Genomic DNA, 24,044 nt, shown 5'->3' on the forward strand with positions numbered 1-24,044 from the left:
TGCAACCGGAAAATGCCGCTCAATTTTGCGGCAATTGCCCTGACATGATTAATAGTCCACTAACAGGGCATGGCTCCTGCGACTATTCCAGATGCGACAAGCACTTGCTCGAGAGAACGAGCTTGCGCAAAACGATCAGGTCGCGGCGCGTTGCGGTGCCGAAGGCGCGGATCTGAAGGACAAGATGGACAGGGTTGATTGCGTAATCGTCGGCGCCGGGGTGATCGGCCTCGCCGTGGCGCGGCGGCTGGCACAGGCCGGCCGCGAGGTGGTCGTGATCGAGGAGGCCGAGGGGATCGGCACGATCACCTCGTCGCGCAACAGCGAGGTGATCCACGCCGGCATCTACTACCGGGCCGGCAGCCTGATGGCGCGCATGTGCGTCAGCGGCAAGCACGCGCTGTACCGCTACTGCGCCAAACACGGCATCCCGCACCGGAATTGCGGCAAGCTGATCGTCGCCACCTCACCTGCGGAGACCGCGAAGCTGGAGGCGATCCGCGCCCATGCCGAGGCCAATGGCGTCGACGACATGCAGCTTCTATCGGGCGAGGCCGCACGCGCGCTGGAGCCGGCGCTGAACTGCGACGCGGCGCTGCTGTCGCCCTCGACCGGGATCATCGACAGCCATGCCTACATGCTGGCGCTGCGCGGCGATGCCGAGGAGGCCGGCGCCGCCTTCGCCTTCCACACGCCGCTGCTGCACGCCAGGGCCACCGCCGGCGGGTTCGAGATCGAGGCGGGCGGCGCCGCACCGATGGCGCTCGGCTGCGATCTCCTGGTCAACGCGGCCGGCCTCGGCGCATGCGCGGTCGCCCGCGGCATCGACGGCATGCCGCTCGACCTGATCCCGACCGCCTACCTTGCCAAGGGCAATTATTTCAGCTGCAGCGCCCGGGCGCCGTTCTCGCGCCTGATCTACCCGGTGCCGGAGCCCGGCGGGCTCGGCGTGCACCTGACCCTCGACATGGCGGGACAGGCGCGGTTCGGCCCCGACGTCGAATGGATCGACCACGTCGATTACGCCGTCGACCCGGCGCGGGCCGAGCGGTTCTATCCGGCGATCCGGAAATACTGGCCGACCCTGCCGGACGGCGCGCTGATGCCGAGCTATTCGGGAATCCGGCCGAAGATCGTGCCGCCGGCGGTCGCGACCCAGGATTTCCTGATTCAGGGACCGCAGGACCACGGCGTCGCCGGGCTGATCAACCTGTTCGGGATCGAATCGCCCGGGCTGACCTCGTCGCTGGCCATCGCCGACCACGTCGGCGAGCTGGCCGGACTCTGAGCAGCTGCAGCATAGTCCGCCGAGGGATGGTCGCGCTCAAGCGTCCATCCGGCGGCAGATCAGCTCAGGTTTTAATGTTGGTGGGGGTCTAGTGGACCGTATCGTCAGGGACCGCGGAGTGCTTCAACCGTTCGATCTGATCCTTGACCATCAACTTGCGGCGCTTCAGCTCGCAAATGTGGAGGTCGTCTACGGAGGGGTGCACGAGGGCTTCGTGCAGTTCGTTCTCTAGTATTTTGTGCTTACGCTCCAGCTCAACGAGATGGGCCTGGATTGCCATTGCGAACTCTCCTCGGTGCGTTAAACCTCAGGTTCGATCCGGACGGTGGAGTGTACACAAGTGCGCCGGACTGTCGATGGGGGACGCGAAATGCCGCATGCAGATTTTCCGGCTGATCTGTAACCAATCGTGACTACGGAACCAGTCCAGCTTGCGCGGCGCGTGCCCAGGGACGATATTTCGCCAGGCGGCGGCTGCTTCGTCCGCCACAACCTTATCGTGCTTATCAGTTAGCTTACACCCATGAACGACCAGGATGAGCGCGAACTCCACGCCGAGCTTGCGCGTCTGCAACAAGAGCACCGCGATCTCGATGCCGCGATCGACGCGCTGCATCAGTCGCCGGCGCCGGACTTGCTGATGCTGCAGCGGCTGAAGAAGCGGAAGCTGCAATTGCGTGATCGCATCGCCTTCATCGAAGACCAGATCACGCCCGACATCATCGCTTGACGCGCGCGCATTCTTTGGCGTTCGGCCGGTCGGCAGGATCGGTTCAAGGCGCGCAGGTGTTTTCCCCGTCATCCACAGCAACCGCCGGCTTCACGTTGGCGGCAACACACCGGCGAGGGGCGATTTTCGGCCCTTGACTCTCCTAGAACAAAAAGAGAACATGCCTCGCCAGCCAGCAAGGGAGTTTTGCCATGTCCGCGCCGTCTTCCCTGTCCGACAACAGCCGCTACGAGAAGGCGTGCGATCAGGCGATCGCGATGTGCGACGGCAACCTGCGCAGCACCATCAAGGCGCTGATCATGGCCAACGAATATCTCGAAGCCGAGCTCGAGGAATTGCAGGCCGCGATCACCGCCGGCTGCGTGCCTGCGCCGACGCAAGCGGCGAGTGACGCCGCCTGATCCGTGAGGAGCCAACCGATGTCCGATGTGACCTACTACGTGGCGCTGCCGTTCCTGCAGGACGATGACGGCGAGCCGGTCGCGGGCAATGCCGAGGAATGCCAGAGTCCGACCATTGCGCTGCGCCGAGCGGAGACGATGTCGCGGATGCCCGGCAGCATCGGCGCGGTCGCGTTCAGCCGCACCGGCGATCCCGCGATCGGCGAATTCGGCGACGCCAAGCTGCTGCGGGCGTTCGGCAACGTGCCGACTGATTTGAGCGCGCTTTAGCTCCTTGTGGGGGCGTGATCTCGTTCGGAAAACCGCTTCGCACTTTTCCGGATCACGCCTAAGGCGCTTCGTGCCGCCGCTGCGCCTTGCGCACATACATCGCACGATCGGCCTCATCGAGAACGCGCTGGACATCCGAATTCGGCGTCAAGATCGCGACCCCGGCGGACGCGCCCGCGGAGACCTGGCTGCCGCGAAACACGAAGCTCAGGTCATCGATCATCTCCTCCAGCGCGGCGGCCTTGGCGTGGGCATCGGTCTCGCTGAGATTCCACAGCAGCACGGCAAACTCGTCGCCGCCGAGCCGGCCGATCACATCGGAGGCGCGCACCTGGTCCGACAAGGCGGCGACGATCGCCTTCAGCACCTCGTCGCCCGCCGCATGGCCATAGGTGTCGTTGATCGGCTTGAGACGATCGACGTCGAGCAGGACCAGCGCGCCGCTGGCGCGATAGCGCTTGATGAAGGACAGCGAGCGGGCGAGCTCGCGCTCGAAGCCGCGCCGGTTCAGGATGTCGAGCAGGAAATCGGTCTCGGCGGAGGCCTGCAGTTCCTCGATCCGGGCTTGGGCTCGCGCCAGCTGCGCTCTGAGCCGGCGAATCGTCAATTTTTCGCCGGCGCCGGCCGCCTTCCGCGCGGGAGCTGCGGTTCCCGGCCCGGCCTTGCGCGCGGGGATTGCGCCTTTCCGCCGTTTTGCGGGCTTGGAAGCAACCTTGGCGGCGGGCGCCCTCGTCCTCTTCTTCATGCGCATCCTTAACTGAGGCCCGCTGAATGAAGGCTTGCCGGGATTCACCAAGACAGGATAGTGCATTCTAACTCCCTTGCCACGCCTTGGATGCCGCCCGGGCCGTCCCTATAATCGGCCTATGCTTTTGGATTCCTGCACTGAATTGACGAGATGACCGCCCCGATCGCCATCATCATGGGAAGCCAGTCCGACTGGGAAACCATGCGCCACGCCGCCGAGACGCTGGCTGCGCTCGGCGTCGCCTGCGAAACGCGGATCGTGTCCGCCCACCGCACCCCCGACCGGCTCTATGCCTTTGCCAAGGGCGCCAAGGCGGCCGGCCACAAGGTGATCATCGCCGGCGCCGGCGGCGCCGCACACCTGCCGGGCATGGCCGCCGCGCTGACCGAGCTTCCGGTGTTCGGCGTTCCCGTCGAATCGAAGGCGCTGTCCGGGGTCGATTCGCTCTATTCGATCGTGCAGATGCCGGCCGGCGTTCCGGTCGGCACGCTCGCCATCGGCAAGGCCGGCGCGATCAATGCCGCGTTGCTCGCAGCCAGCGTGCTCGCGCTCAACGATCCCGCGCTGGCGAAGCGGCTGGCGGTGTGGCGAAAGCAGCAGACCGATGAGGTCAAGGACCATCCGGAGGCCTCGGCGTGACGGCTTCCGATCCAGTGAAGCTGAAGCCGGGCGACACCATTGGAATCCTCGGCGGCGGACAATTGGGCCGGATGCTGGCGATGGCCGCGGCGCGCCTTGGGCTGCGCTGCCAGGTGTTCTCGCCCGATCCGGATTCGCCGGCCTTCGACGTGGTGCAGAGCGCGACCTGCGCGGAGTATGCCGACGTCGAGGCGCTCGAACTATTCGCCAACGACGTCGACGTCGTCACCTATGAATTCGAGAACGTGCCGGCGGCGACCGCGATGGTGCTCGCCGCCCGCCGCCCGGTGCTGCCGGCATACAAGATCCTCGAAACCACGCAGGACCGGCTGATCGAAAAGGATTTTGTCAGCAAGCTCGGCATCGGCACTGCCGATTACGCCGACGTCTCCTCAATCGCCACGCTGCACGCGGCGATCGCGCGGATCGGCCTGCCCGCGGTGATCAAGACCCGCCGCTTCGGCTATGACGGCAAGGGCCAGGCGATCATCCGCGACGGCGACGACGTCGACCAGGTCTGGGAGGATCTCGGCACCAAATCGGCGATCCTCGAGGCCTTCGTGCCGTTCGAGCGCGAGATCTCGGTGATCGCGGCGCGCTCGGCCACGGGCGAGGTCGAATGCTTCGACGTCACCGAGAACGAGCATCGCGACCACATCCTGAAATTTTCGCGGGCGCCGGCGGCGATCCCCGACGCGCTCGCGGCGCAGGCGCGGGCAATCGCGGAAAAGATAGCGTCAGCGCTCGACTATGTCGGCGTGCTCGCGGTCGAGATGTTCGTGGTGCCTGGCAACGGCGCGCCGGCGGTGCTCGTCAACGAGATCGCGCCCCGCGTGCATAATTCCGGTCACTGGACGCTGGACGGCGCCTCGATCTCGCAGTTCGAGCAGCACATCCGCGCCATCGCCGGCTGGCCGCTGGGCAAGCCGGTGCGCCATGGCGACGTCACCATGACCAACCTGATCGGCGACGACATCCTGAGCTATCAGCAATGGCTCACCGTCCCCGGCGCCACAGTGCATCTCTACGGCAAGGGCGTGCCGCGCCCCGGCCGCAAGATGGGCCATGTCACCGAAGTGACCCCACCCCGCAGGCCGTAGGCCATCGTCGCCCGCCGCAGCGGTCACGCGTGCCGGATAGAAAAATGGGATCGTGACGTTCACGATCCCATCTGTCGATCAGGCCGTCTTCACCCCGGCGACCACGCCGGTCGGTTCGTCGCTGAGCCAGCGATAGAGCGCCCCGCCCAGCGCGCCGCCGATCAGCGGCGCAACCCAGAACAGCCAGAGCTGCGCCGTCGCCCAGCCGCCGACGAACAGCGCCGGTCCGGTGCTGCGGGCCGGATTGACCGAGGTGTTGGTGACGGGGATGCTGACCAGATGGATCATCACCAGCGCGAGCCCGATCGCGAGCGGCGCGAAGCCGGCCGGCGCCTTGCCATGGGTCGATCCCATGATGATGAACAAGAACATCATGGTCATCACCACTTCGGTGATGAAGCAGGCCAGCATGCTGTACTGGCCGGGCGAGTGCGCGTCATAGCCGTTCGATGCAAAACCCTTCGATACATCGAAGCCGGGTGCGCCGCTGGCGATCACATAGAGCACCGCAGCGGCAACGATCGCGCCCACGACCTGCGAAATGATATAGGGCAGGATCTGGCCGGTCGGAAACCGCCCGCCGGCGGCAAGCCCGACGGTGACGGCCGGGTTGAGATGGCAACCCGAGATATGGCCGATCGCATAGGCCATGGTGACCACGCTCAGCCCGAACGCGAACGATACGCCAACCAGGCCGATTCCGACCTGGGGAAAGGCAGCCGCAATCACCGCGCTGCCGCAGCCGGCGAATGTCAGCCAGAACGTGCCGATCGCCTCGGCCGCATATTTCTTCGTCTCCATGTGGCATCTCCCCTATTTCCAATGTCCGGGTTGCTCAAAACGCCGGGAACGGCCCCGATCTCGGCGTCAAACCTCCCAAATCGGGGCCGCACCAAGGCATTTTCGCCGCATTTCGTGGCTTTACTAGGCCCGAAAGTCACACCACCGGTGGACATCTGCGCATTTGTCTGATACATGCGCGCGCCTAGGGTTAAGAGGCAGGCCTTTGCCGCCCCTTTGCTTTGCCAGAATTCCGAACCGATCAATGCAAAAGAGGATGCCGCGTGCAGGTTCTCGTCCGCGATAACAATGTCGACCAAGCTCTCAAGGCGCTGAAGAAGAAGATGCAGCGCGAGGGCATTTTCCGCGAGATGAAGCTCCGCGGTCACTACGAAAAGCCCTCCGAGAAGAAGGCCCGCGAAAAGGCGGAAGCCGTGCGCCGCGCGCGCAAGCTGGCGCGCAAGAAGCTGCAGCGCGAAGGCCTGCTGCCGATGAAGCCGAAGCCGGTGTTCGGCGCCGGTCCGGGTGCCGATCGCGGCGCCGGTGGCCGTGGTGGTGCCGGCGGCCCGGGCCGCGGTCCGCGCTGAACCGTTTTGCCGATCTGAAAGTCTAACAACGCGGGCCTTGGGCCCGCGTTGTTGTTTTGAAGCGGGCGGCGATCCGGGTTACCTATGCAAAGCCCCCTGCACGAGCGTTTTGCATAATGGCTGTTCCGGCGCCCCGCCCCCGTTTCGGACCTGCGTACCGCCAGCGTGCGTTGCGATTCGTTGCCGTTGCCGTCGTCCTCGGCCTGCCGCTCGGCGGCTGCTCGTTCGACCTGGGATCATGGGGTTCGGACGACAAGGCGAAAACATCGGCTCCGGTCGCCGACAAGCCGGCCGACACCATCACGACCCAGGACATCAGCAGTGCCAGGGACCACACGACGCGTGGCCAGGACCTGGCACGCTCCGGCAAGACCGACGAGGCCGTGGCGGAGTTCGACCAAGCGCTCGCCTCCGACCCCTACAACATCCAGGCGCTCTATGGCCGCGGCCTGCTCTACCAGGGCCGGGGCCAGCATCAGCAGGCGATCGAGGATTTCACCGCGGCCAGCGGGCTATCGCCACAGAAGGCCGAGCCGCTGATCGGCCGCGCCACCAGCTATCTCGCGCTCGACAAGGCCAAGGAAGCCGCCGCCGACCTCGACGAGGCGGTGCAGGCGGCCCCGAACAACGTTGCGGCGTGGAGCTCCCGCGGCCAGGCCTATGAGCGGCTCGGCGACAAGGCCAAGGCCGCGGCCTCCTACAACCGCGCGCTTGCGCTGCGGCCAAGGGACGAGAGCGCGCGCAGCGGGCTGGCGCGCACCGGCGGATAGAGCGTTTTCGAGCGAAGTGGGTACCGGTTCGCGTAAAGAAAACGCGTCAAAACAAGAATCTGGAGCCCGTTCCGATTGCATCGGAACGGGGCTCCAGATCTCTCGGCTTACTTCGGCAGGACGGCGTGGAACATCGACTTCATGCCGGAGAACATGTCGTCGGCAACGGAGGTGCGCTCATCCTTCGGCGCCGGCATCGAGGCCTCCGCGCGCAGGTCGAGCGGCGCCTGCACGATCGGGACCGGGATATCGGCCGGCGGCGTCAGCCGGCTCGAATCCTGGGGGTTGGCGGCGTAGGGCGGACGCGGCTGCGCGGGCTGGTCGGCATTCTCGCCGGCCGGGTTCGACACCATGATCGGCGGCGGCAATGGCCGGATCGCCGGCGCCGCCGCGGTCCGCGGCGCCTCGGGCAGGCGGGCAACATCGGTGCGGGCGGCGTCGGTTCGGGCAGCTTCCTGGGCGCGCGCGGCGTCCTGCGGACGCTCGCGGCGCAGCCGCTCGATCGCGGCGCGCGCGAGATCGTTGGCGTCGCGGGCCTCGTCCGGCGTAGCCGCGGCCTCAGACGGCGCAGCCGGTGCCGTTGCGGCAGGAGCGGCCGGCTGCGGCACTGCTGCGGGCGTCAGCTTGGCGACCGCCTTCGGCGCTGCCTGATGATGGCGCGGATCGGCGGGGATGCTGGCGGTCTCGGCCGGCGCATCGGCGGCCTTCTGGTCGGCGGATTTCTCGGCAGGCTTCTCGGTGACGGTGGCCTTCTCGGCCGCGGCGCGCTCGATCAGCGTGCGCTCCGACATGCCCTTGGCCTTCACGCCGGCCTCGGGCTTCTCGGTCGGCTTGGCGGCGGCTTTGGAGTCGGTGGTTTTGGGATCGGTGGCTTTGGGATCGGCGGTGGCCGACACAGCGGCAGTGACCGGGGCTGCCGGCTTGGCGACGATGTAGTGGTTAACGATGTACGCGCCGATGATGGTCGCCGCCACTGACGGCAAGATGTCCATCACGAATTTCTTCAAGTAACTCAGCATGGCCTGCCAACTCCCCGCCCCGGATTTCATGCTGGAACTTTGAGGCACATTGAGGGATCAACTGCGTCGGATCGGTGGCAAACGCCCGTTCCGCCAGTCACCTTTGGTGTCACTTTGGTTTCAGCCGGAGGCGCCCCCTGCGCAGAACGCATCCGCCATCCAGATCATCGTGCAGCCGTTAACAGCCTATGAATGTCCACAGCCGCGCCGGCTCGGACCTGCCATTCGCACTTTGCAGAGTTCCAGCGCCGGCCGGCGGCGCGCCGTCAGGGCTTGAGCTCGACCTCGAGGAACACGATCTCGCTGGAGGTCTCGTTCAGCACGTCGTGCTGGACGCCGGCCTTGCGGAAGTACGACTTGCCGGCACCGAGCCGGGCCTTCGAGCGGTCGCCGTTCGGCGCCACGATCGTCATCTCGCCCGCCGTGATCGGCACGATGACATAGTCCATCTCATGGGTGTGATGGCCGGTGGCGCTGCCCGGCGCCAGCCGCCATTCGGTCACCCGGACCTCCGCCGTATCCACCTGGACGTCCGATTTGGCGCTGAGCATTGTGATTCTCCATTACGCCGCGGAACTACGGCACGAACACCATGAACACGAACACGGCAAACACCACCATGTGCACGAGCCCGAACAGGATGTTGGTGCGGCCGGTGCCGAAGGTGAGCATGCTGACCGCGAAGGTCAACAGCAGCAGCACCGACTCCTGCGGATTGAGGCCGAGCACCAGTTGCTTGTCGAGGGCGTAGGCGGCGACGGCGACCGCCGGGATGGTCAGGCCGATGGTTGCAAGCGAGGAACCGAGCGCGAGGTTGATGCTCTTCTGCAGGTCGTTCTTGCGCGCGGCGGAGACCGCCGCGACGCTTTCCGGCAACAGGATCAAGAGCGCCACCACCACACCGGCAAACGCCGGCGGCGCGCCGATCTTCTCCGTCACCACATCGATCACGATCGAGAATTTCTTCGCCAGCAGCACCACCGCCAGCAGGGAGATCACCAGCAGGACGACGCTGAGCGCCAACGCGCGGCCCGACAGCTGCGCTTCGCCGTGTCCGCCATCCGAGGCGCCGCTGACGAAATAGTCGCGGTGACGGATGGTCTGGGTATAGAGGAACACCGCGTAGAGCAGCATGGTGATGACGCTGACGAAGATAAGCTGCGCGGTCGAATAGATCGGCCCGGGTGCGGTCAGGGTGTAGTTCGGCATGATCAGCGTGATCGTCGCCAGCACGAACAGCACGCTGAGATAGAGGTTGGCGCCGGTGAGCTGGAAGTCCTGCTCGCGGTAGCGCACTCCGCCGATGAAGGCGCAGAGGCCGACGAGGCCGTTGCAGACGATCATCACCACCGCGAACACGGTGTCGCGCGCCAGCGCCGGCACCGGCTTCTCGCCGAGCATGATGGTCGAGATCAGCGCCACCTCGATGATGGTGACTGCCAGCGTCAGCAGCAGCGTGCCGAACGGCTCGCCGATCCGTTCCGCGATTACCTCGGCATGATGAACCGCCGCGAACACGGTGCCGAACAGGATCACCAGCAGGACGAGCGCGAACAGCCAGCCGCCGGGCGACGGCGCGAACGAATAGCCGGTTACCGTGAGCGCGGCGAACAACGCGACCGCGAGGGCAGGAAACAGCCAGGCCGACCGCGGCATCGGTCCGTGTGCGCTCATGTCGTCAGGTCCCTCAAATCGACTGACCGCGAGTATGCGACAGACAATCGCCGCCGTCAGCCACCCGACGCGTTGATAAATTGCATGGCGACGCCGGTCGCGCCGAACTCGTCGAGGTTGTCGTGCCCGCCGCCGGGAAAGCGGACGAACTGCTTCGGCTCCTTCGCCAGGCTGAACAGGCCCTCGCCGAACCGAATCGGAATTGCCGCATCGCTCGTGCCATGCATGATCAGCAGCGGCGCCGTGACGCGCCCGATGCGTCGGTCGGAATGGAATTGATCTCGCATCAACAGCCGGATCGGCACGTACCAGAAGGTCGCGCTGGCGACCTCCGCGGTCGAGGTATAGGGCGCCTCCAGGATCAGCCTGCCGACCGGATGTTCGGCGGCGATCGCGACCGCAACGCCGGTGCCGAGCGAAAATCCCCACACCACGACCTGCTCGGCGCGGTAGCGCGCGGTGGTGAACGCGTAGGCGGCCGCCGCATCTTGCAGCAGCCCCTGCTCGCTCGGCGACCCGCTCGAGCCGGCGTAGCCCCGGTAGGACAGCGCGACCAGCCCGGTGCCGTCGGCCGTGATACCCTTGAAGCGCGCCACGCGGCCGGCGAGGAAATCGCCATTGCCGGGGAAGAACAGCACGACCGGCCGCCCCGGCTTCGCCGGGACGTGCCAGACGATGACCTTCTCGCCGTCGGCGGTGGTCAGGACGTGCTCTTCGGCTTCGGGAAGCCCTGCATCAGCGGGCGCGGTGCGCCCGACCGGCGGCGCCGGAAACACCATCTCGCGCTGCCTGACGAACAGCACCGCCAGAGCGGCGAGATAGATCACGACTGCTGTGATCAGCAACCATTTCAGGATTGTGAGGACCAGCGCCATCAGGGGAGGCCGCGGCTATTTTCTGTGGCGGAGCTTGAGCAGCTTCTCGACCTCAAGCTTGATGCCGTCGGGGACAGGCCGGCAGGCGCAGGCCACCGCATGCGCCGCGTGCCATTTGATCCGCTGCTCACGCGTCGCCCGGGGCGGCATGCGATGGTCGCGATGCCACTCCCGGTTCAGCGCCATCGTGCCTCACATCGCCTTGACGATGTTCTCGGTGACCTTCTTGGCGTCGCCGAGCAGCATCATGGTGTTGTCGCGATAGAACAGCGGGTTGTCGATGCCGGCATAGCCCGAGGCCAGCGAGCGCTTGATGAACATCACGGTGCCGGCCTTCCAGACCTGCAGCACCGGCATGCCGTAGATCGGCGAGGTCTTGTCCTCTTCCGCCGCCGGGTTGGTGACGTCGTTGGCGCCGATCACGAAGGCGATGTCGGCCTGCGCGAACTCGGAGTTGATGTCCTCGAGCTCGAACACCTCGTCATAGGGCACGTTGGCTTCGGCGAGCAGCACGTTCATGTGGCCGGGCATGCGTCCCGCCACCGGGTGAATGGCGTATTTCACCTCGACGCCTTCCTTCTTCAGGATGTCGGCCATCTCGCGCAGCGCGTGCTGGGCCTGCGCCACCGCCATGCCGTAGCCGGGCACGATGATGACCTTGGAAGCGTTCTTCATGATGAAGGCCGCATCGTCCGCCGAGCCGAGCTTGGCCGGCTTCTGCTCGCCGGAGCCGCCGCCGACCGCCGCGGTCTCGCCGCCGAAGCCGCCGAGGATCACCGAGATGAACGAGCGGTTCATCGCGTGGCACATGATGTAGGACAGGATCGCGCCGCTTGATCCGACCAGCGCGCCGGTGATGATCAGCGCCGAGTTGCCGAGCGTGAAGCCGATGCCGGCCGCGGCCCAGCCCGAGTATGAGTTCAGCATCGAGATCACCACCGGCATGTCGGCGCCGCCGATCGGGATGATGATCAGGACGCCGAGCACCAGCGCGATGATGGTGATCAGCCAGAAGTCGAGTGCGCTGCCCGACATCACCAGGCCGACGATGAACACCACCAGGAGCACGCCGAGCACGATGTTGATGGCGTGCCGGAACGGCAGGATGATCGGCGCGCCGCTCATCCGCGCCGACAGCTTCAGGAACGCGATCACCGAGCCGGTGAAGGTCAGGGCGCCGATCGCGACGCCGAGCGACATTTCCACCAGGCTCTGCGCATGGATGTTGCCGGGCGTGCCGATGTCGAAGGCTTCGGGCGCATAGAACGCGCCGGCGGCGACCAGCACCGCGGCCATGCCGACCAGCGAGTGGAACGCGGCGACCAGTTCCGGCATCGAGGTCATCGGCACGCGGCGCGCGATCACGGCGCCGATGCTGCCGCCGATCGCGACCGCGAGGATGACCAAGAGCCAGGCGACGCCGTCGGCCGGCGGGTGGCTCGCCAGCGTGGTGGCGACCGCGATCGCCATGCCGGTCATGCCGAACATGTTGCCCTGGCGCGACGTCGCCGGGCTGGACAGCCCGCGCAGCGACAGGATGAACAGCACGCCTGCCACCAGATACAACAATGCAGAGAGATTGGCGCTCATCTCAGGTCCCCCAAATCCTTAACTCACCCCGAGGTGGTTGCCGCTCACCTGGCTTTTTTCTTGTACATCGCCAGCATGCGCTGGGTGACGAGGAAGCCGCCGAAAATGTTCACGCAGGCGAAGATCAGCGCGACGAAGCCGAAGCCGCGGGCCCAGCCCGAGCCGCTCGAGGCCATGCCGACGCCGACCGCGAGCAGCGCGCCGACCACGATCACCGACGAGATCGCGTTGGTCACGCTCATCAGCGGCGTATGCAGCGCCGGCGTCACCGACCACACCACGAAATAGCCGACGAACACGGCGAGGACGAAAATCGACAGCCGGAACACGAAGGGATCGACGGCCTGCGCGAGATGCTCCATGGCTTTCTCTCCTTATTTCGGCTGGAAGCTGGGATGGATGACGGCGCCGTCTTTGGTCAGCGCGGTGGCCTTGACCAGTTCGTCGTCCCAATTGACCGCGAGCGCCTTGTTGGCCTTGTCGACCATCGTCTCGATGAACGAGAACAAATTGCGCGCGTAAAGTCCGGAGGCCGAGGCCGCAACACGGCCGGCGACGTTGGTGTAGCCGACGATCTTGATGCCATCGACGTCGACGACCTCGTTGGCTTTGGCGCCTTCGACGTTGCCGCCGCGCTCGACGGCGAGATCGACCAGCACCGAACCCGGCTTCATCGAGCGGACCATCTCGGCGCTGATCAGCTTCGGGGCCGGACGGCCCGGGATCAGCGCGGTGGTGATCACGATGTCCTGCTTCTTGATGTGCTCGGCGGTGAGCGCGGCCTGCTTGGCCTGGTACTCCTTGGACATTTCCTTGGCGTAGCCGCCGGCGGTCTGCGCGTTCTTGAACTCCTCGTCCTCGACGGCAAGGAATTTTGCGCCGAGCGATTCGACCTGCTCCTTGGTCGCGGGCCGCACGTCGGTCGCGGTGACGACGGCGCCGAGGCGCCGCGCGGTCGCGATCGCCTGCAGGCCGGCGACGCCGACGCCCATCACGAATACCTTGGCGGCGGGGACGGTGCCGGCCGCGGTCATCATCATCGGGAAGGCGCGGCCGAACGCCTCGGCGCCTTCGATGACTGCGCGGTAGCCGGCGAGGTTCGCCTGCGACGACAGCACGTCCATCACCTGGGCGCGGGTGATGCGCGGCATCAACTCCATCGCGAAGGCGGAGACGCCAGCGTCGGCGATCGTCTTCAGCGCGGCTTCGTTGCCGTAGGGGTCCATGATCGCGATGACCAGCGCGCCACGCTTGTACTTGGCAAGCTCGGAGGCCTCGGGCCGCTTCACCTTGATGACGATGTCGGCGTCCTTGAGCGCGTCGGCGGTGACGGTCGCGCCCGCCGCGGTGAACTCCGAATCGGGCAGGCCCGACTTGATGCCCGCGCCCGGCTCGACCAATACCTCGGCGCCGAGCGCCTTGAATTTCTTGATGGTATCAGGCGAAGCCGCAACCCGCGGCTCGGACGGATCGATTTCCTTGGCAACGGCAATCTTCATTGGCCCTCCGGCGGCGCGAGCAGCGCACGCGTCTTCAAACTAGCGTTATTTTCGCCAGGTTGGATACCCGGTTTCTTTGGACCGGGCTCGACAGGAATACCGGCACCGCCGCGGGACGGCGGGACCGTTGACCGATCAGGAGATCAGACGAGGAAATAGGCCATCAGGATGAGGATGATGGCGACGGTGATGGTGCCGTATTTGACGAGCTTGATGAACCCTTCATAGGTCTGCTCGTGCGCGATGTAATCGTTGCCGTCGGCGGTCGTGTAGGCCACTTCGTTATGGTCTGCCATCGTTGTCCCCAGTCAGAAATTCGCGTTCGGCGAGGCATTACCGCAAACGGGAAGACAGGGCAACGGCGCGGTCCCAATCGGGCCATTTGGAAGGCCAATCGACCCGGATCCGCCGGGGTTCGCAAACAGCTATGGCGCCCGGTGCCGAGACCGATGCGCCTGCCAGATGCCGTCCAGCAGGATTTCGAGCCCGGTCTCGAAGGTCGCCTGGAAATGCTGCGGCTGGAAATAGGGCGCGGCGGCCGCAAGGTGAGGGAAATTCGCCGCGATCATCTCGCCGGAGACCGGTTCCGCGGCCGACGGCCCCCTGGCATAGCCCGCGGTCTCGTCCAGCGCCGCACCGGTCAGGTAGTAGCCGATCTCGCGAAAATACGTCGCGGCATCGCGATCGGAAAAGCCGGCGTCGCGCAGGATGCCGATGATGCCGTCGATGAAGGCGACACCGGCCGGCGTGTTGAGGCGGTGGGTCGCAAAGAACGGAAAGAACTTCGGATGCTTGAGCGCCATGGCGCGAAAGCCGTGCGCCGCGCGGCGCAGCCGCTCGAGCCAGCCCTGCTCCCCGGTGATCGGGACCTCGGCCGCCTTCAGCATCAGGTCGACCAACGCGTCCATCAGATGCGTCTTGCCGGGGAAATGGTGGTAGATGCTCATCGCCTCGCAGCCGAGCTCGCTGCCGAGCCGGCGCGTGCTGAGCGCCGCCAGTCCCTCGCGATCGACCAGTGCCATCGCCGCGGCGGCAATCCGCTCCCGCGACAGCCCGGACGCCGGACGGGTCTTCGCCTTGCGGCGTGACGGCCGGCCCGGCCGGCCCGCCGTCGGTTTCGATTTCGCCAATGTCGTCGCCTCCAAGGAATCGCTTGCAACCTTACACTGGAAGGCTGTATCGTGAAATTAGACTTACACCGTAAGGTCGGAGGGCTCCGATGTCTGCAGTCGACGCGTTTGGCCTGCTCGTCCCCGTCACCTATCTCGTCATGCTCGGTATCGAGACGCTGTTTCCGGCGCGGGTGTTTCCCGCCCTGCCCTATTGGCGGCTGAAGGGCCTCGCCTTCCTGATCGTGCAGGGGCTGCTCGCGGCGCTGACGCCGCTCTTGATCCCCGAGTCGTGGCTGGTGCAGCACCGCCTGATCAATCTCGAGAGCCTTGGCGTGATCGGCGGCGCGATGCTCGGCTACGCCGTGGTGTCGTTGATCAGCTACGCCTGGCACCGCAGCGCCCACAGCTTTCCATTGATGTGGCGGCTCTTCCACCAGATCCATCACAGCCCACAGCGCGTCGACATGTCGGGTGCGGCGCTGTTCCACCCGCTGGAGACCCTGGTCTTCCTGACGATCTCGACCGTCACCACGACGCTCGTGCTCGGCCTCGATCCGGTCGCGGCGGCACTGACCGGTTACATCGCCGCGTTCTATGGCTACTTCCAGCACATGAATATCCGGACGCCGCAATGGCTGGGCTACCTGATCCAGCGGCCGGAAGCGCATTGCATCCATCATCAGCGCGACGTGCACGCCTACAATTACGGCGACCTGCCGATCTGGGACATGCTGCTCGGCACGTTCCGCAATCCGGCAAGCTTCGAGGGCGAGGCGGGCTTCGACCGGCCGGCGAGCGACCGGCTGGCCGCGATGCTCGGCTTTGTCGACGTCAACGCCGAGGCGGCCGGGCCGAACAGCCTCGGCCGCGGCGCCGATCAGCGCGCCTGACGCGCGGGCGAGGTCAGGCGATGGCCGGCCTCAGCCCATCGCCTCCAGCTCGTCGATCATGCCGGCGATGACGGACAGGCCGCCATCCCAGAACTTCGGATCCTTGGCGTCGAGCCCGAACGGCTTGAGCAGTTCGGAATAGTGCTTGGTGCCGCCGGCCGCGAGCATGTCGAGATAGCGCTCGGCAAAACCTTCGGAGGCGTGCTCGTAGACCGCATAGAGCGAGTTCACCAGGCAATCGCCGAACGCGTAGGCATAGACGTAGAACGGCGAATGGATGAAGTGCGGGATGTACATCCAGAACGTCTCGTAGCCCGGCTTGATCTCGATCGCGGGTCCAAGGCTCTCGCCCTGCACGCTGAGCCAGATCTGGCCGATGCGCTCGGCGGTGAGCTCGCCGTTCTTGCGCTCGGTGTGCACCGCGCGCTCGAACGAGTAGAACGCGATCTGCCGCACCACGGTGTTGATCATGTCCTCGACCTTGCCGGCGAGCAGCGCCTGGCGCTGCTTTGCGTTCTTGGTCTGCGACAGCAGCCGCTTGAAGGTCAGCATCTCGCCGAACACGCTGGCGGTCTCGGCCAGCGTCAGCGGCGTCGGCGCCATCAGCGCACCGTTCTTCGCGGCCAGCACCTGGTGCACGCCATGGCCGAGCTCGTGCGCCAAGGTCATCACGTCGCGCGGCTTGCCCTGGTAGTTCATCAGCACATAGGGGTGCGCTGACGGCGTGGTCGGATGCGAGAATGCGCCGGGCGCCTTGCCGGGGCGGACCGGCGCATCGATCCAGCGGTCAACGAAGAAACGCTCGGCGATCTCGGCCATCCGCGGCGAGAAGCCGCGATAGGCCGTCAGCACCATGTTGCGCGCCTCCGGCCAGGCGATGGTGCCTGTTGCCGCGAACGGCAGCGGCGCGTTGCGGTCCCAGTGCGGCAGCTTCTTCTTTTTGAACCAGCCGGCCTTCAGCGCATAGTAGCGGTGCGAAAGCTTGGGATAGGCTGATCGCACCGAGGCGACCAGCGCATCGACCACCTCGCGCTCGACGCGGTTGTTGAGATGGCGGGAATCCGCAACGTCCTGGAAGCCGCGCCAGCGGTCGGAAATCTCCTTGTCCTTGGCCAGCGTGTTGGTAACGAGCGCAAAGGTGCGCTCATTGTCCTTGAAGGTCTTTGCCAGCGCTTGCGCGGCCGCCTTGCGCTTGTCGCCCGCCTTGTCCTGCAGCAGGTTCAGCGTCGGCTCGATCGCGAGCTCCTTGCCCGCGACCTTGAAGCGCAGGCCGGAGATGGTCTGGTCGAACAGCCGGTTCCAGGCCGCGTAACCGCTCTGCGCCTTCTCGTGGAAGAGCTGCTCGACGCGGTCCTCGAGCTGGTACGGCTTGTCCTTGCGCAGGTCCTCGATCCACGGCCGGTAATGGCCGAGCTCGGGCTCGGCCAGCGCACGCGCGATCACATCATCGTCAACGCGGTTCAGCTCGAGCGAAAAGAACAGCAAATGCACCGATGCCGCGGTCAGCCGCTCGGACACGTCGCCGTAGAATTTCGAGATCGCGGGATCGACGCTGTCGCCGGCATGGACGAGGCCGGCGTAAGAGCCGAGACGGCCAGCGAGATCGTCGATCGCCTCGTAGCGCCTGACGGCCTCGGCAAGCCACTTCCCGCCGCCGTCGCGAGCGGTATTTTCGGCCAATTTGCCCTTGTACTCGGTCTCAAACGCGACGCAATCTGCATCCATCTTCTGGAGGTCGCGCGCGACTTCTGGCGCGTCGATACCGGCATAGAGATCTGCCAGATTCCATTCGGGCAGCTTGGCCGAGTTGCCGGACGGCTTTTTCGCCGCAGGTTTTGCGGCGGCCGATTTGCGTTGTGCGGTCGTCTTGCGTTGAGCAATTGTCTTGCGAAGCGTGGCTTCCTTGCGGAGAGCGGACTTGTCGAGAGCAGATTTGGAGCGCGAGGTCATCTTGTTCGAAACCTTACTTCAGTCGGTAAGACGGCGGCTGCGGCGGAATCAAAGCGGGAGTTCAACGTTTAAGAGTGCGTTAATCGGCATCGGCGACAGTGCCCCGATTCGAGACAAATAATCGTAGCGTGCGGGGAAAACCATGGCTGCCACCATTTTGATCGCCGATGACGACGCCGTACAGCGCCGATTGGTTGAAAACATGGTGCAGAAGTGCGGCTATGAGCCCCTCGTCGTCGACTCCGGCGACGCGGCGGTCGCTGCACTGACCGCATCCGAGACCCAGACCATCGACGCCGTGGTGCTCGACCTCGTGATGCCCGGCCTCGACGGCCTCGGTGTCCTCGCAAAGATTCGTGAAGCTGGTTTGAACGTCCCGGTCATCGTGCAGACCGCACATGGCGGCATCGACAATGTGGTGTCGGCGATGCGCGCCGGGGCCCAGGATTTCGTGGTCAAGCCGGTCGGCTTCGAGCGGCTGCAGGTCTCGCTGCGCAACGCGCTGAACGCCTCTGCGCTAAAGGGCGAGTTGCAGCGCATCCGGCACAGCCGCGAGGGCCGGCTGACCTTCTCCGACATCATCACCCGCAGCGAGGCCATGGCCGGCGTGCTGCGCACCGCGCAGAAGGCGGCGTCCTCGACGATCCCGGTGCTGATCGAGGGCGAATCCGGCGTCGGCAAGGAATTGTTCGCGCGCGCCATCCACGGCAGCGGCGAGCGCAAGGCCAAGCCGTTCGTCGCGGTGAACTGCGGCGCGATCCCGGACAATCTCGTCGAGTCGATCCTGTTCGGCCACGAGAAGGGCGCCTTCACCGGCGCCACCGAACGACACCAGGGCAAGTTCGTCGAGGCCCATGGCGGCACGCTGTTTCTCGACGAGGTCGGCGAATTGCCGCTCGCGACCCAGGTCAAGCTGCTGCGCGCGCTGCAGGAGGGCACCGTCGAGGCGGTCGGCGGACGCAAGCCGGTCAAGGTCGATGTCCGCATCATCTCGGCGACCAACCGCAAGCTGCTCGATCTCGTGAAGGGCGGCCAGTTCCGCGAGGACCTGTTCTATCGCCTGCATGTGCTGCCGCTGACGATCCCGGCGCTGCGGCAACGGCGCGAGGACATCCCGCATCTATTGCGGCATTTCCTGGCGCGGTTCTGCGCCGAGGAAAACCGCAACATCAGCGGCATCAGCGGCGAGGCGATGGCGCATCTCGCGCAGCTCGACTGGCCCGGCAACATCCGCCAGCTCGAGAACACGGTGTATCGCGCCGTGGTGATGAGCGACGGCGATCAGCTCGGCCTCGCCGACTTCCCGCAGGCGACGGCGCACGCCGTCCCCGAGGGCAAGTCGCTGCAGGGCGAGCCGCTGATCGTGTCGCCGTCGACCGCGCCCGCGATGAATTCCGGTAACGAAATACCAACGCCGGCGCCCCTGCCCACGGCGGGCGGCCTCGCGATGCTGAACGCGTCAGGCGATGTGCGCCCGCTGGAAGATCTGGAGAACGAGATCATCCGCTTCGCGATTTCGCATTATCGTGGACAGATGTCGGAGGTCGCGCGCCGCCTCAAAATCGGCCGCTCCACGCTCTACCGCAAGCTCGACGAAGCCGCGGCCGGCACGCGCACCAGCGACGCCAGCTAACGCCAGTTGGAGCGTGATGCGGTTCTCCGAAGATCACGCTCGAACAAGAAACAAGGCCTTGTGGCCTCAAGGCCGCAATGATGGGAACCATTTGAACCGTGGCTTGGCGGTGACAGACAAAGCCTGTGCCGCGTGGCAAAAACGCACAGCCCGAATGAATTCAGTTGGTTCGAGGTCAGTTTGTCGTGAGTTGCCCCGCATGGCGCTGGCTGCATGAGAGGGGCCTATGTATCGTCTGCGTTCGTTGCGTTGCAGGCGTGCGAATCGATCGAGAAGGCCGGCGCTTTCGCGCAAGCTGTGAAACCAGATGCTGATTTGAACTGTTCCAAGAGCCGGGGCAGTTTCGCCCAGGGGGTGTGACGATGCGTGACTGTTCGAACAACCGTCGGGGATTTGACCGCGTCTTGATGGCCGTCGCGGCAACCTTCCTCACGGTGTCCGCGAGCTCGGCCCTCGCGCAGGACACGCCTCGCACCAGTGCCGCGGAGCTTGCCATCGACGCCGCGGTCCCGCGCCCCGAACCCGCCAACGTGCCGCCGCCGACCGCTGCCGATTTCAAGGCGGATACCACGGCCGCACTGCCCGACGCCGCGAAGCCCGCCGACACCAAGCCGGCTGATGCGCAAGCCGCCGATGCCAAGCCGGCCGAGCCCACCGCTGCGGCCACCGCTCCGGAAGCCAAGCCCGCCGATCTTGCCACCGCGCCGGCAACCAAGCCCGCCGACGCGCCGAAGACGGATACGGCCATCGCACCACCTGCGGCTGCGCCCGCCCCGGCCACCGCCGCCGCGCCCGCCGCAACTCCCGCTCCCGCTCCCGCTCCCGCGACCGCTGCGGCTCCGGCCACCGAGCCGGTCAAGGCCGCCAGCAACGTTCCGGCCGAGGATCAGCCCGTCGCCGACAAGCTGCGCGAAATGCTCGCCAACAAGTCGCTGCGCACCTTCGACCGCAAGAACGAACGTCCGGCGGCCGAGAAATTCTATTCGGCGCGCGAATACGCGCCGGTGTTCACGCATGGCGGCAAGCTGAACGAGACCGGCAAGGGCGTAATCGCACGCCTCAAGGACGCCGCCGCCGACGGCCTCGATCCGGCCGAATATCCGGTGCCGGATTTCGCCGCCGCGACCTCGCCGGATGCGCTGGCCGACGCCGAGCTGAAGCTCGCCGCCAGCATGCTGGACTACGCGCGCCAGGCGCAGAGCGGCCGCATGCACTGGTCGCAGGTGTCGGGCGATATCCTCTATCCGGAACATCCGATCGATCCGGCGGAAGTGCTTGCCAACGTGACCTCCGCCAAGGACGCCTCGACGGCGCTCGACGGCTACAACCCACCGCAAAAACTCTACAAGGAGCTGAAGAAGAAGCTCGCCGAGCTGCGCGGCCAGGGCGACGGCCCGGTGATCACGATCGCCGAGGGACCGGCGCTGAAATACGTCGCCGCGAAGAAGAAGCAGCCCGCCGTCGAGATGGACGATCCGCGCGTGCCGGACCTGCGCAACAAGCTCGGCATCACGGAAAATCCCGACAGCACGACCTATGACGCGACCGTCGCCAGGGCGGTGGAGAAATTCCAGAACAGCGTCGATCTCAAGCCGACCGGCGTGCTCGACGAACGCACGGTGAAGGCGCTGAACAGCCCGAAGCGCGACAAGCAGATCGACACCGTGATCGTCAACATGGAGCGCTGGCGCTGGCTGCCGCGCCAGCTCGGCGCGGCCAATGTCGGCAACGCCTATGTGATCCTCAACATCCCCGATTATACGCTGAAGGTGATGCAGAACGGGGCGCAGGTCTGGACCACGCGCGTGGTGACCGGCAAGCCGGGCACCCATGCCACGCCGCTGCTGACCGAGACGATGAAGTACATCACGGTCAACCCGACCTGGAACGTGCCGCCCTCGATCATCTACAACGAGTATCTGCCGGCCCTGCAGCAGGACCCGACGGTGCTGCAGCGGATGGGCCTGCGCCTCGAGCGCAACCGCGACGGCTCGATCCACATCTCGCAGCCGCCGGGTGAAGCCAATGCGCTCGGCCGCATCCGCTTCAACTTCCCGAACAAGTTCCTGGTCTATCAGCACGACACGCCGGACAAGTACCTGTTCGGCAAGGACGAGCGCGCCTTCAGCCACGGCTGCATGCGCGTGCAGAACCCCGACCAGTACGCCTCGGTGCTGCTCAACATCACGATGCCGAACGAGCGCTACACGCCGGAGAAGATCCGCAGCATGTACGGCTCGAGCGAGATCGACCTGAAATTCCCGACGCCGATCCCGGTCAACATCACCTACCAGACCGCGTTCGTCGACGACGCCGGCAAGCTGCAATTCCGCAGGGACGTCTACGGCCGCGACGCCACCATGCTGTCGCTGCTCAAGAACAACCGCGGCAAGGATCTCGAGATGGTGGTCGCGCATTCGCAGCCGAGCTACTCGCGCCCGCCGAGCAGCAGCCTGCCCTCCAACGTCTATGCCAGCGGCGACAACACCGGCTTCAATTCCTCCGGACCGTCGTTCTTCGAACGGCTGTTCGGCGGGGGTTTTGCACAGCCGGCACCGCCGCCGGTCCGCCGCGGCCAGGCCCAACCGCAGCGCCGGGTGATCACCCGCTGACCCCTGTTGCGGGGCTGATTCGGGTAAATTTTGAAGTGAAATCAACGATCTCACCTCCCAAGGCGGGATCGTTTACGTTAACCATTACCTGTCTCTGCTGGGGAACAGGGCTCTTTTTTGCCACACTCAAGAAGTTAGTTAAGGCTAACTTGGGGGCGGGTCGGTAAACCTCGGTTAACCCTCCCGCTTTAAGAAAGCGTTCACCGTCTTTCGCGGGGGGTCTGCGAAAGGTGCCGACCGAACGCTCGTCGACTTGGGTGGGCTCATAGTGCTGGCTGTCTTCGCACGCCGCTTCAATTCGCTATTGCTGCCTAAGGCCGGATACCGCGTCGGCCTGACCTCGCTATTGCTGTTGGCGGGCGCCGGATCCGTGCATGACGCAACCGCCCTGAACGAGACCCGTACCCTCTCCTTCCACCACACCCATTCCGGCGAAGACCTCACCGTCACCTTCAAGCGCGAAGGCCGCTATGACGAGGCCGCGCTGAAGCAGCTCAATCATTTCCTGCGTGACTGGCGCAACCAGGATGAGACGGTGATGGACCGTCACCTGTTCGACATCCTCTGGGACGTCTATCGCGACGTCGGCGGCAAGCAGCCGATCCAGATCATCTCCGCCTATCGCTCGCCGGCCACCAACGCGATGCTGCGCCGCCGCTCCTCGGGTGTGGCGCGCCACAGCCAGCATATGCTGGGCCATGCGATGGACTTCTTCATTCCCGGCGTGCCGCTGGAGCAGATCCGCTACGCCGGCCTGCGCCTGCAGCGCGGCGGCGTCGGCTTCTATCCGACCTCCGGCTCGCCGTTCGTCCATCTCGACACCGGCAGCATTCGCCACTGGCCGCGCATGACGCGTGACCAGCTGGCCAGAGTGTTCCCGGATGGCCGCACCGTGCATCTGCCGACCGACGGCAATCCGCTGAAGGGATATGAGCTCGCCCGGGCCGACATCGAGCGCCGCGGCAATGGCGACGATGCCGCGACCGTCGCCAAGCCGAACCTGTTCGCCAAGCTGTTTGGTGGCGGCAAGTCGAGCGAGGATGACGAGGAAGCATCCGTTGCTGTGAGCAGCAAGCCCGTGGCCAACACCGTGGTCGCCGCGGCAGTTCCCGCCAAGGCCGCCGATCCGGTTCCGATGCCGCGCGCCAAGCCGCAGATCGCCGCGACCATCCAACTCGCCGCCGCCGATGCGCAACCCATCCCGGCGCCGAAGCCCAAGCCGGTCCAGGCCGCCGACACCACCGCCGATCCGAAGCCGACCTCGCCCGCCGACATCATCAACGCCCGCGGCTTCTGGGGTGACGAGCCGGGCACGGCCAAGCAGGCTTCCGCAGCGCAGATCGCGGCGCTGAAGGCCCGCGAAGCCGTTGGTGCCGCCGATCCGCAAACCACCGCGACCACGACGGACAACTTCAACAAGGCGCTCGCCTACGCGCCGCCGGCGGCCTCTCCGGTTGACCGCGCCAACATCGTCGCGGCCACCGCGCCGATCCCGCGCAACGTGCGCCCGGCGCGCAATCCCGCCGTCGTATCCACCGAGATCAACACTGTCGTGGCCAAGGGCGCGCAGGGTCAGGGCGTGGTCACGACGTCGGCGCGCCTTGCGGCCGCCAAGGGCAACGATCTCTGGATGCGCGTCGTGATGCTCGCGCCAAGCGCCAGCAACGGCATGCTGACCACGGTGCTGGGCGACACCGACATGAGCCTGATGCGCGCGCATTTCATCAAGCCGCCGGCCTCCGTCGCCATGACCTTCTCGGATGACCCGATGATGGGCATGACCTGCGACCGCTTCTCGGGCACGGCCACCGCCACCCTGCCGACCCAGTCGTTCGTGCTGCGCACCGCCTCGCTGCGCTGATCTCCACGCAAGTTCG

At 65.8% G+C, this 24,044-nt stretch carries 26 protein-coding genes; 12 read left to right on the plus strand and 14 right to left on the minus strand.

The genetic code is table 11. From position 1 onward, the window contains the following. Nucleotides 1–184 precede the first annotated feature (184 nt). Entirely contained in the window at nucleotides 185–1,288 is a 1,104-nt protein-coding gene (locus XH93_RS37820; protein ID WP_194471347.1) for an NAD(P)/FAD-dependent oxidoreductase, read from the plus strand. Between the two features lie 88 nt (nucleotides 1,289–1,376). Here the strand turns inward: XH93_RS37820 and XH93_RS37825 are convergent, their stop codons facing one another. Beyond that, nucleotides 1,377–1,568 (minus strand): YdcH family protein, encoded by a 192-nt coding sequence (locus XH93_RS37825; RefSeq protein ID WP_139486586.1) that lies wholly within the window; start codon nucleotides 1,566–1,568, stop codon nucleotides 1,377–1,379. Between the two features lie 243 nt (nucleotides 1,569–1,811). On the opposite strand from XH93_RS37825, the gene XH93_RS37830 reads away from it, so the two are divergent. The 3 genes from XH93_RS37830 to XH93_RS37840 all read left to right on the plus strand — a co-directional run bounded on the left by XH93_RS37830 (nucleotide 1,812) and on the right by XH93_RS37840 (nucleotide 2,689). After that, nucleotides 1,812–2,018, plus strand: a complete 207-nt coding sequence (locus XH93_RS37830; RefSeq protein ID WP_029085523.1) for a YdcH family protein — start codon at nucleotides 1,812–1,814, stop codon at nucleotides 2,016–2,018. A 191-nt stretch (nucleotides 2,019–2,209) separates the two neighbouring features. Next, complete coding sequence (locus tag XH93_RS37835; RefSeq protein WP_139486585.1) at nucleotides 2,210–2,419, plus strand: hypothetical protein; 210 nt, start codon at nucleotides 2,210–2,212, stop codon at nucleotides 2,417–2,419. Between the two features lie 18 nt (nucleotides 2,420–2,437). Then, nucleotides 2,438–2,689, plus strand: a complete 252-nt coding sequence (locus XH93_RS37840; protein ID WP_139486584.1) for a hypothetical protein — start codon at nucleotides 2,438–2,440, stop codon at nucleotides 2,687–2,689. A 58-nt stretch (nucleotides 2,690–2,747) separates the two neighbouring features. Here the strand turns inward: XH93_RS37840 and XH93_RS37845 are convergent, their stop codons facing one another. Then, nucleotides 2,748–3,440, minus strand: a complete 693-nt coding sequence (locus XH93_RS37845; RefSeq protein WP_194471348.1) for a GGDEF domain-containing protein — start codon at nucleotides 3,438–3,440, stop codon at nucleotides 2,748–2,750. Nucleotides 3,441–3,587: 147 nt separating this feature from the next. Here XH93_RS37845 and purE point away from each other — a divergent pair, with 147 nt between their 5' ends. Further along, nucleotides 3,588–4,076 (plus strand): 5-(carboxyamino)imidazole ribonucleotide mutase, encoded by a 489-nt coding sequence (gene purE, locus XH93_RS37850; protein ID WP_139486582.1) that lies wholly within the window; start codon nucleotides 3,588–3,590, stop codon nucleotides 4,074–4,076. Then, nucleotides 4,073–5,176 carry a 5-(carboxyamino)imidazole ribonucleotide synthase gene (locus tag XH93_RS37855; RefSeq protein WP_194471349.1) on the plus strand — a complete coding sequence of 368 codons (1,104 nt, stop codon included), beginning with the start codon at nucleotides 4,073–4,075 and terminating at the stop codon, nucleotides 5,174–5,176. Before purE ends, XH93_RS37855 begins: the two co-directional genes overlap by 4 nt. Before the next feature lie 78 nt (nucleotides 5,177–5,254). Here XH93_RS37855 and aqpZ read toward each other — a convergent pair whose 3' ends face one another. Beyond that, the gene (gene aqpZ, locus XH93_RS37860; RefSeq protein ID WP_194471350.1) at nucleotides 5,255–5,977 is read right to left on the minus strand and encodes an aquaporin Z; all 723 of its coding nucleotides are present in this window, start codon (nucleotides 5,975–5,977) and stop codon (nucleotides 5,255–5,257) included. 263 nt (nucleotides 5,978–6,240) lie between these two features. Between aqpZ and rpsU the strand changes: the two genes are divergently transcribed. Next, nucleotides 6,241–6,543 (plus strand): 30S ribosomal protein S21, encoded by a 303-nt coding sequence (rpsU, locus tag XH93_RS37865; RefSeq protein ID WP_139486579.1) that lies wholly within the window; start codon nucleotides 6,241–6,243, stop codon nucleotides 6,541–6,543. Nucleotides 6,544–6,713: 170 nt separating this feature from the next. After that, on the plus strand, nucleotides 6,714–7,313 hold the full coding sequence (locus tag XH93_RS37870; protein WP_246799424.1) for a tetratricopeptide repeat protein: 600 nt from the start codon (nucleotides 6,714–6,716) through the stop codon (nucleotides 7,311–7,313). Between the two features lie 107 nt (nucleotides 7,314–7,420). Here XH93_RS37870 and XH93_RS37875 read toward each other — a convergent pair whose 3' ends face one another. The 10 genes from XH93_RS37875 to XH93_RS37920 all read right to left on the minus strand — a co-directional run bounded on the left by XH93_RS37875 (nucleotide 7,421) and on the right by XH93_RS37920 (nucleotide 15,100). Beyond that, nucleotides 7,421–8,332 (minus strand): hypothetical protein, encoded by a 912-nt coding sequence (locus XH93_RS37875; protein WP_194471352.1) that lies wholly within the window; start codon nucleotides 8,330–8,332, stop codon nucleotides 7,421–7,423. A 266-nt stretch (nucleotides 8,333–8,598) separates the two neighbouring features. Further along, the gene (locus tag XH93_RS37880; protein ID WP_194471353.1) at nucleotides 8,599–8,883 is read right to left on the minus strand and encodes a cupin domain-containing protein; all 285 of its coding nucleotides are present in this window, start codon (nucleotides 8,881–8,883) and stop codon (nucleotides 8,599–8,601) included. A gap of 25 nt (nucleotides 8,884–8,908) precedes the next feature. Further along, nucleotides 8,909–10,006: a calcium:proton antiporter gene (locus tag XH93_RS37885; protein ID WP_194471354.1), complete on the minus strand. Its 1,098-nt coding sequence runs from the start codon at nucleotides 10,004–10,006 to the stop codon at nucleotides 8,909–8,911. 56 nt (nucleotides 10,007–10,062) lie between these two features. Then, on the minus strand, nucleotides 10,063–10,881 hold the full coding sequence (locus XH93_RS37890; RefSeq protein WP_194471355.1) for an alpha/beta hydrolase: 819 nt from the start codon (nucleotides 10,879–10,881) through the stop codon (nucleotides 10,063–10,065). Nucleotides 10,882–10,896: 15 nt separating this feature from the next. Next, nucleotides 10,897–11,067 carry a hypothetical protein gene (locus tag XH93_RS37895; protein WP_194471356.1) on the minus strand — a complete coding sequence of 57 codons (171 nt, stop codon included), beginning with the start codon at nucleotides 11,065–11,067 and terminating at the stop codon, nucleotides 10,897–10,899. Between the two features lie 6 nt (nucleotides 11,068–11,073). After that, the gene (locus XH93_RS37900) at nucleotides 11,074–12,471 is read right to left on the minus strand and encodes an NAD(P)(+) transhydrogenase (Re/Si-specific) subunit beta (protein WP_194471357.1); all 1,398 of its coding nucleotides are present in this window, start codon (nucleotides 12,469–12,471) and stop codon (nucleotides 11,074–11,076) included. A 44-nt stretch (nucleotides 12,472–12,515) separates the two neighbouring features. Then, complete coding sequence (locus tag XH93_RS37905; protein ID WP_194471358.1) at nucleotides 12,516–12,833, minus strand: proton-translocating transhydrogenase family protein; 318 nt, start codon at nucleotides 12,831–12,833, stop codon at nucleotides 12,516–12,518. A gap of 12 nt (nucleotides 12,834–12,845) precedes the next feature. Then, nucleotides 12,846–13,970, minus strand: a complete 1,125-nt coding sequence (locus XH93_RS37910) for a Re/Si-specific NAD(P)(+) transhydrogenase subunit alpha (protein ID WP_139486571.1) — start codon at nucleotides 13,968–13,970, stop codon at nucleotides 12,846–12,848. A gap of 143 nt (nucleotides 13,971–14,113) precedes the next feature. Beyond that, complete coding sequence (locus XH93_RS37915) at nucleotides 14,114–14,266, minus strand: aa3-type cytochrome c oxidase subunit IV (protein WP_139486570.1); 153 nt, start codon at nucleotides 14,264–14,266, stop codon at nucleotides 14,114–14,116. Between the two features lie 129 nt (nucleotides 14,267–14,395). Beyond that, nucleotides 14,396–15,100, minus strand: coding sequence for a TetR/AcrR family transcriptional regulator (locus XH93_RS37920; RefSeq protein ID WP_194471359.1), 705 nt, complete (start codon nucleotides 15,098–15,100; stop codon nucleotides 14,396–14,398). An 89-nt stretch (nucleotides 15,101–15,189) separates the two neighbouring features. Here XH93_RS37920 and XH93_RS37925 point away from each other — a divergent pair, with 89 nt between their 5' ends. After that, on the plus strand, nucleotides 15,190–15,972 hold the full coding sequence (locus XH93_RS37925) for a sterol desaturase family protein (RefSeq protein ID WP_194471360.1): 783 nt from the start codon (nucleotides 15,190–15,192) through the stop codon (nucleotides 15,970–15,972). A 30-nt stretch (nucleotides 15,973–16,002) separates the two neighbouring features. Here the strand turns inward: XH93_RS37925 and XH93_RS37930 are convergent, their stop codons facing one another. Further along, nucleotides 16,003–17,922 (minus strand): M3 family oligoendopeptidase, encoded by a 1,920-nt coding sequence (locus XH93_RS37930; RefSeq protein WP_194471361.1) that lies wholly within the window; start codon nucleotides 17,920–17,922, stop codon nucleotides 16,003–16,005. A gap of 142 nt (nucleotides 17,923–18,064) precedes the next feature. On the opposite strand from XH93_RS37930, the gene XH93_RS37935 reads away from it, so the two are divergent. The 3 genes from XH93_RS37935 to XH93_RS37945 all read left to right on the plus strand — a co-directional run bounded on the left by XH93_RS37935 (nucleotide 18,065) and on the right by XH93_RS37945 (nucleotide 24,028). Further along, the gene (locus XH93_RS37935) at nucleotides 18,065–19,555 is read left to right on the plus strand and encodes a sigma-54 dependent transcriptional regulator (protein WP_139857795.1); all 1,491 of its coding nucleotides are present in this window, start codon (nucleotides 18,065–18,067) and stop codon (nucleotides 19,553–19,555) included. Between the two features lie 362 nt (nucleotides 19,556–19,917). Then, nucleotides 19,918–22,167, plus strand: a complete 2,250-nt coding sequence (locus XH93_RS37940) for a L,D-transpeptidase family protein (protein ID WP_194471362.1) — start codon at nucleotides 19,918–19,920, stop codon at nucleotides 22,165–22,167. A 268-nt stretch (nucleotides 22,168–22,435) separates the two neighbouring features. Continuing rightward, nucleotides 22,436–24,028: a DUF882 domain-containing protein gene (locus XH93_RS37945; protein ID WP_194471363.1), complete on the plus strand. Its 1,593-nt coding sequence runs from the start codon at nucleotides 22,436–22,438 to the stop codon at nucleotides 24,026–24,028. Nucleotides 24,029–24,044 lie beyond the last annotated feature (16 nt).

This window comes from Bradyrhizobium sp. CCBAU 51753 (genome assembly GCF_015291565.1).
Lineage (GTDB): Bacteria > Pseudomonadota > Alphaproteobacteria > Rhizobiales > Xanthobacteraceae > Bradyrhizobium > Bradyrhizobium ivorense.

Bases quoted from the DNA above. Each gene is read 5' to 3' on its own strand.
- XH93_RS37820 (WP_194471347.1), top strand. From the start codon at position 185: ATGGACAGGGTTGATTGCGTAATCGTCGGCGCCGGGGTGATCGGCCTC.
- XH93_RS37825 (WP_139486586.1), bottom strand. From the start codon at position 1,568: ATGGCAATCCAGGCCCATCTCGTTGAGCTGGAGCGTAAGCACAAAATA.
- XH93_RS37830 (WP_029085523.1), top strand. From the start codon at position 1,812: ATGAACGACCAGGATGAGCGCGAACTCCACGCCGAGCTTGCGCGTCTG.
- XH93_RS37835 (WP_139486585.1), top strand. From the start codon at position 2,210: ATGTCCGCGCCGTCTTCCCTGTCCGACAACAGCCGCTACGAGAAGGCG.
- XH93_RS37840 (WP_139486584.1), top strand. From the start codon at position 2,438: ATGTCCGATGTGACCTACTACGTGGCGCTGCCGTTCCTGCAGGACGAT.
- XH93_RS37845 (WP_194471348.1), bottom strand. From the start codon at position 3,440: ATGCGCATGAAGAAGAGGACGAGGGCGCCCGCCGCCAAGGTTGCTTCC.
- purE (WP_139486582.1), top strand. From the start codon at position 3,588: ATGACCGCCCCGATCGCCATCATCATGGGAAGCCAGTCCGACTGGGAA.
- aqpZ (WP_194471350.1), bottom strand. From the start codon at position 5,977: ATGGAGACGAAGAAATATGCGGCCGAGGCGATCGGCACGTTCTGGCTG.
- XH93_RS37875 (WP_194471352.1), bottom strand. From the start codon at position 8,332: ATGCTGAGTTACTTGAAGAAATTCGTGATGGACATCTTGCCGTCAGTG.
- XH93_RS37880 (WP_194471353.1), bottom strand. From the start codon at position 8,883: ATGCTCAGCGCCAAATCGGACGTCCAGGTGGATACGGCGGAGGTCCGG.
- XH93_RS37885 (WP_194471354.1), bottom strand. From the start codon at position 10,006: ATGAGCGCACACGGACCGATGCCGCGGTCGGCCTGGCTGTTTCCTGCC.
- XH93_RS37890 (WP_194471355.1), bottom strand. From the start codon at position 10,881: ATGGCGCTGGTCCTCACAATCCTGAAATGGTTGCTGATCACAGCAGTC.
- XH93_RS37895 (WP_194471356.1), bottom strand. From the start codon at position 11,067: ATGGCGCTGAACCGGGAGTGGCATCGCGACCATCGCATGCCGCCCCGG.
- XH93_RS37900 (WP_194471357.1), bottom strand. From the start codon at position 12,471: ATGAGCGCCAATCTCTCTGCATTGTTGTATCTGGTGGCAGGCGTGCTG.
- XH93_RS37905 (WP_194471358.1), bottom strand. From the start codon at position 12,833: ATGGAGCATCTCGCGCAGGCCGTCGATCCCTTCGTGTTCCGGCTGTCG.
- XH93_RS37910 (WP_139486571.1), bottom strand. From the start codon at position 13,970: ATGAAGATTGCCGTTGCCAAGGAAATCGATCCGTCCGAGCCGCGGGTT.
- XH93_RS37915 (WP_139486570.1), bottom strand. From the start codon at position 14,266: ATGGCAGACCATAACGAAGTGGCCTACACGACCGCCGACGGCAACGAT.
- XH93_RS37925 (WP_194471360.1), top strand. From the start codon at position 15,190: ATGTCTGCAGTCGACGCGTTTGGCCTGCTCGTCCCCGTCACCTATCTC.
- XH93_RS37930 (WP_194471361.1), bottom strand. From the start codon at position 17,922: ATGACCTCGCGCTCCAAATCTGCTCTCGACAAGTCCGCTCTCCGCAAG.
- XH93_RS37935 (WP_139857795.1), top strand. From the start codon at position 18,065: ATGGCTGCCACCATTTTGATCGCCGATGACGACGCCGTACAGCGCCGA.
- XH93_RS37940 (WP_194471362.1), top strand. From the start codon at position 19,918: ATGCGTGACTGTTCGAACAACCGTCGGGGATTTGACCGCGTCTTGATG.